At 47.2% G+C, this 5093-nt stretch carries 8 protein-coding genes; 7 read left to right on the top strand and 1 reads right to left on the bottom strand.

What is annotated here, in order from left to right; genetic code table 11:
- Nucleotides 1-386 precede the first annotated feature (386 nt).
- The 7 genes from BGX12_RS15690 (at nucleotide 387) to BGX12_RS14970 (ending at nucleotide 4192) form a co-directional block, all read left to right on the top strand.
- The gene (locus BGX12_RS15690; protein WP_175549664.1) at nucleotides 387-545 is read left to right on the top strand and encodes a hypothetical protein; all 159 of its coding nucleotides are present in this window, start codon (nucleotides 387-389) and stop codon (nucleotides 543-545) included.
- Nucleotides 546-547: 2 nt separating this feature from the next.
- Nucleotides 548-1096, top strand: coding sequence for a GNAT family N-acetyltransferase (locus BGX12_RS14990; RefSeq protein ID WP_073233371.1), 549 nt, complete (start codon nucleotides 548-550; stop codon nucleotides 1094-1096).
- A gap of 410 nt (nucleotides 1097-1506) precedes the next feature.
- Nucleotides 1507-1737, top strand: coding sequence for a hypothetical protein (locus BGX12_RS14985; RefSeq protein WP_088666816.1), 231 nt, complete (start codon nucleotides 1507-1509; stop codon nucleotides 1735-1737).
- Nucleotides 1738-1749: 12 nt separating this feature from the next.
- Nucleotides 1750-2049 (top strand): PIN domain-containing protein, encoded by a 300-nt coding sequence (locus tag BGX12_RS14980; protein ID WP_370245676.1) that lies wholly within the window; start codon nucleotides 1750-1752, stop codon nucleotides 2047-2049.
- Nucleotides 2050-2336: 287 nt separating this feature from the next.
- Nucleotides 2337-3344 carry a Fic family protein gene (locus BGX12_RS14975; protein WP_109736823.1) on the top strand — a complete coding sequence of 336 codons (1008 nt, stop codon included), beginning with the start codon at nucleotides 2337-2339 and terminating at the stop codon, nucleotides 3342-3344.
- Nucleotides 3345-3521: 177 nt separating this feature from the next.
- Complete coding sequence (locus BGX12_RS15975; RefSeq protein ID WP_255416888.1) at nucleotides 3522-3650, top strand: hypothetical protein; 129 nt, start codon at nucleotides 3522-3524, stop codon at nucleotides 3648-3650.
- Nucleotides 3626-4192: a hypothetical protein gene (locus BGX12_RS14970; RefSeq protein WP_109736822.1), complete on the top strand. Its 567-nt coding sequence runs from the start codon at nucleotides 3626-3628 to the stop codon at nucleotides 4190-4192. Before BGX12_RS15975 ends, BGX12_RS14970 begins: the two co-directional genes overlap by 25 nt.
- 241 nt (nucleotides 4193-4433) lie before the next feature.
- On the opposite strand, the gene BGX12_RS15380 is transcribed toward BGX12_RS14970, so the two are convergent.
- Nucleotides 4434-4751: a hypothetical protein gene (locus BGX12_RS15380; protein WP_146196384.1), complete on the bottom strand. Its 318-nt coding sequence runs from the start codon at nucleotides 4749-4751 to the stop codon at nucleotides 4434-4436.
- Nucleotides 4752-5093 lie beyond the last annotated feature (342 nt).

The following is a 5093-nucleotide window of genomic DNA, read 5'->3' as shown; positions in this document are numbered from 1 at the left end:
TGTAGATGTAAAGATAGCCTACGAATGGGAATCGGAATCGAGAGAATCATCTAGCAAGGCTGCCTAAATGCTTCCACACATGTTGATGATGCCTCGAATATATTCCCCTTAAATTTAGTTTTTCTAAAACATCGTTCCCCTGAAAATAAATTTTATTAATCAGAATTTGCCTAGTTTCCCATACGCCTCACCCCGAGGCATATAGAACATCTTGCATCCTGCATTCGCGTTAGGCCTGCAACCACTTGGCGCTTTAGCGCTTAGTGGGCCATGGTCCCCTTTAGGGGAGATGGAAGCCGGGGGAACGCCCCAAAAATCAGTTGAAACGGACAAGCCCTTTGACAATGCCTCTTTAAAATCCTATATTATGGATGAGGTAAAATTTTATGGCAAGACCGATCAAAGAAACTCCGACTCTCTATGGTGAGGATGCTCGCGTTTTCGAACAGAAAATTGCGAATCCGAAGCCCGTGACGAAGGAAGACGTTCTGGCTGCACGGAACGCCTACGATAAGTTCATGTCCATCGCAAAGTTTCCGTTTTAATAATGGATATTTCCTCATTTGACCTTTTTCCCCTGGATGAGAAAACGGAAATCCTTCCGTTTTGCAGCAAAGATGATGAATTGAACAACTTTCTGTTCGATGATGCAAAGAATTATCTTGCTGATTTAATGGCAGTCACTTATCTTCTGGTGGATCGTCAAACTCAAAAGACAGTCGCTTATTTCACTCTACTGAACGACAAAGTCTCCTATGATCCAGAAGAACGCTCCTTGTGGAACAGAATCAACAGAAGAATTTCAAACAATAAGCGACGCAAGACATATCCATCTGTAAAAATTGGCCGTCTTGCTGTTTCCATGGACTACGAACATCAAGGTATCGGCCGAGCCATTTTGAATTTTGTCAAACATGCGTTTACCAATGGGAACCGCACGGGATGCCGGTTCATTACAGTCGATGCGTATGCCGCCGCAACTGGTTTTTACATCAAGAATAGTTTCGACTTCTTTACCCAAAAAGACCGCAAGGATGCAACGCGTCTGATGTTCTTTGATTTGAAGCCATTCAAAGATGCGCAGAAAAAAAATTAGTTTTCCTGCATTTTTGCGTTAGGGATGGAAGCCCGTAGGGTTCGGACTCGCGCGGCGCTTGATTTGTGCAGTTGCCTGGAGCGCGAGGCTGAACGGACACGGCAGGGACGCTTCGGCGAAGCTCGGCGACCTTGCCGTGATAACGCGACAGCCCGACCCCGGCGGCGGTTCTGTTGTGCGTGTCCCGGGAGCCGGGGGAACGCCCAAAAGTCGAGAGCAACAAGAACACTTGTGTTCGTACTGCCGAGACGCGTGGGAGTGCGCTTGCGCCACGCTTAAATGTCACAAATTCTAGGTGTTTTTGGGGTGTCTGAATAAAGCGCTGTTGACTTTGGGGGAATAAATTGGTATAATTAGCCAAGGGGGTCAATAATAAAATTGTATATTAAGAGCGTTGTCATGGAGGCCTTATGCCAGAAGTTATGTCTGTTTACGAGTCCTTGCCTTTAGCAGCAAAACAAGAAATAAATGATTTCATTTATTTTGTTGCAGCTCGTGTAAAATTCGCAGAAAAAGAAGCGACCTCCTCAAAGAAAATGGATGCCTTCAAGGGTTTGCTAAAGTTCAAAGGTTGCATTCCCCAAACATTCGACGCCGATGCCGAACTTGAAAACGCCAGAATGGAAAAGTACGGCAAATGAAAGTTTTAATCGATTGTAGCAGCACATTCCATTCCAAACATGTTCTTCATCTTACGAAAATTCTGCAGTGAAGAACAAAGGCGAAACTTGCTACTGTTCATCGTTAATCTGCTTCAAGTTGTACCGATTGACTCACGAAAAATTGAAGCGGCCCTGACAAACTCGAAATTCAAGGATTTTGAAGATTGTCTGCAAGACGAATGCGCTGCAGAAATAAATGCAGATTTCATTATCACACGAAATATCGATGATTTTGCAAACAGCAAGATCAAACCCATTTTGCCCGGCGATTTCCTGAAAACGCCCCTCTGAAAATTTTTGCGTTAGGGATGGAAGCCGGCCACGGTTCGGACTCGCGCGACCCTTGACTTGTGCAGTTGCCTGGAGCGCGAGGCTGAACGGACGGGGAGCGGAGCGAGCCGATAACGCGACAGCCCGACCCCGGCGGCGGTTCTGTTGTGCGTGTCCCGGGAGCCGGGGGAACGGCCCAAAAGTCGAGAGCAACACGAACACTCGTGTTCGTACTGCCGAGACGCGTGGGAGTGCGCTTGCGTCTCGCTTAAATGTCAAATGTAGGAAGAGTTTATATATTTTGACTCATGAGTTCCCTAGCTTCATTAATCGCTCGTTATCGCGAACTTGGAATCGATGGTCAGATAGACTACAAAAAGTTTTATCTGTATTCCATCATTACGCATTCCACGGCAATCGAAGGATCCACGGTCACCGAAATCGAAAATCAGTTGCTCTTTGACAAGGGGATCAGCGCCAGGGGCCGCACCATTGCAGAACAGATGATGAATCTCGACCTAAAGGTTGCTTACGAAAAAAGCATCGAGTTCGCTAAGGGTGGTGAAAAAATTTCCATTGAAATGTTGAGGCAACTTTCAGCCCTTGTTATGAAAAATACGGGTAGCGAGTACAATACCGCGCTGGGCAGTTTTTCGTCGGCTAAAGGCGATTTGCGACTGCTGAATGTGTCGGCGGGAATTGGCGGACGCTCTTATATGAGTTTCAGCAAAGTGCCCATGAAGCTGGAAGAGTTTTGCAACGAACTGAATGAACGCAGAAGCCAGGCCGGCAGACTCGACATTGACTCTCTCTATAGAATGAGTTTCGAAGCTCACTATGGGCTGGTGACGATTCATCCGTGGGCCGACGGCAACGGTCGCATGGCCCGATTGCTGATGAATCAGGTGCAGTTCGAAAACAACCTGGTTCCAACACGGGTTCTCAAAGAAGACAAGGAAGAATATGTCAAGAGCCTTGCCCTGTCCCAGGAGCAATCTGACTCCAGTTTTTTTGTAGAGTTTATGATGAATTCCATGGCAAGGAACCTTGAAAATGAAATCCAGGCCTTTCTTCGCACCACGGAAATGGGGGGAGAAAGTCCCGAAATGGGGGGAGAAAACGAAAAACGGGGGGAGAAAACCAGTTTGCGGATTCTTTCCACCCTAAGGAACAACCCACGAATGACCACTGCGGAACTGGCCTCTGTTGTCGGAATATCTCCGAAAGCGGTGGAAAAGCAAATCGCAAGACTCAAGAAGGGCGGAAAACTCCTGCGTATCGGCCCCGACAAGGGCGGTTACTGGGAAGTGCCTTAGACGGTTCTGTTGTGCGTTTCCTGGGAGCCGGGGGAACACCCAAAAAATGGAGACCCGTGGGAGTGTGCTTGCGCCACGCCCAAAAGTCACAAATTCTAGGTGTTTTTGGGGTGTCTGAATAAAGCGCTGTTGACTTTGGGGGAATAAATTGGTATAATTAGCACTGGAGGTTACAATATGTACACTACGGAACAATTAGCAAAGCGTGATGCGCTGTTGCATAAAGTGACCGAAGCGATGAACCAACTTCCGAAGTTGGATATGGTGCGTTTACGCTCCCTTTGCCACAGACCTTTGAAAAAATAATCAACACTTTTGAAGTCGCCCATAAAGATGGGGACGGCGTCGTTGATTACTTGAAGAAACGAGCCATCGAAGACACTATTCGTGGCGAATCAACTACATACTTGGTTTTCGATAAATACCGCCAGCTGTGCGGCTTTTTCACATTGAAAACCTGCCTGTTGGTCTTTTACAATCGTGACGAGCAATCCCACGAAATCAGCAAAGACAGCGACGGCATTGAAATCAAAATTTCTGAATCGGCGATCGAGCTTGTCAATTTCGCAAGAAACGCTGGCATTACCGACTATGACGATATCGCTCAATACATTGCTCCAACCATGATGGCCGACTTTATCGTGCCAATCATCGAAGAAATCCGGAAATATGTCGGAGTTCAAAACATCGTCATTTATGCGATTGACGAAAAGCTGGTGAATTACTACCAGAATACATACGGTTTCGGCTTTCTTGACAAAGAGGCGACCGATTATGTGTGTGAAAATATAAAGTCGTATTACGATCACGGCGGCCAGCTGATGATCTTGAGACTTCCTAACGAATAGAATTGTCCTAGCGAATTTGCGTTAGGGATGGAAGCCGGCCACGGTTCGGACTCGCGCGGCGCTTGACTTGTGATGTTGCCTGGAGCGCGAGGCTGAACGGACACGGCAGGGGCGCTTCGGCCCTTCGACATGCTCAGGGACCTTGGCGAAGCGACCTTGCCGTGATAACGCGACAGCCCGACCCCGGCGGCGGTTCTGTTGTGCGTGTCCCGTGAGCCGGGGGAACGCCCAGAACAAACGATTAGGACACAAAATCAAAAATTTTTATAGCGCAAGCCAAAAGCGCAACAAACATGGCGAGGTTCACCCATTTCTGGTACTTCGCAAAGAATCGACGCAACGCCACCCCAGTCAACAACCAAACCATATTGCACATGGGGCCTGTCAACGGCAAGAAAGCGGCAAGCAACATTACAGCGGCAAAACTCTGATTATACGGCAACAAAAAAGAAGTCTGCGCCGTAATACAAAAGAGACAACGGCGTAACCCGTAAAGATGCCCCGCCACTGCCGTAACGCGACCGATCGTCCAAAGCGAATGGCCACCGACAGGGAACACAAATTGGCAGGTCCCGGGGTTATCCCCGAGACCAGGCAGTACAATAAAAACGATCGTTTATTCCGCACAACCTAACTTGCATTTTTTCAGCTTCTTAAATACAAGTCAAAGATAAAACACGAAAAGCCTATTGTCCAATACTTAATTTTTAGCCTACGTTATAGGCTTTTACTATAAAATACTACAAAGAAAACGCACTTTCGTGCAGAAATTCATATATTACTACTTGCACTTTCGTGTATACTTGTTATGGAACGCAAAATAATCGAAAAATTCAGGGACTGGAAAAATCGTTCAAAGGGTAAGTCCGCCCTACTTGTCGATGGCGCAAGGCGAATCGGC

The organism is Fibrobacter sp. UWR4 (assembly GCF_003149045.1).
Classification (GTDB): domain Bacteria; phylum Fibrobacterota; class Fibrobacteria; order Fibrobacterales; family Fibrobacteraceae; genus Fibrobacter.
This window is presented reverse-complemented; position numbering and strand designations above follow the sequence as displayed.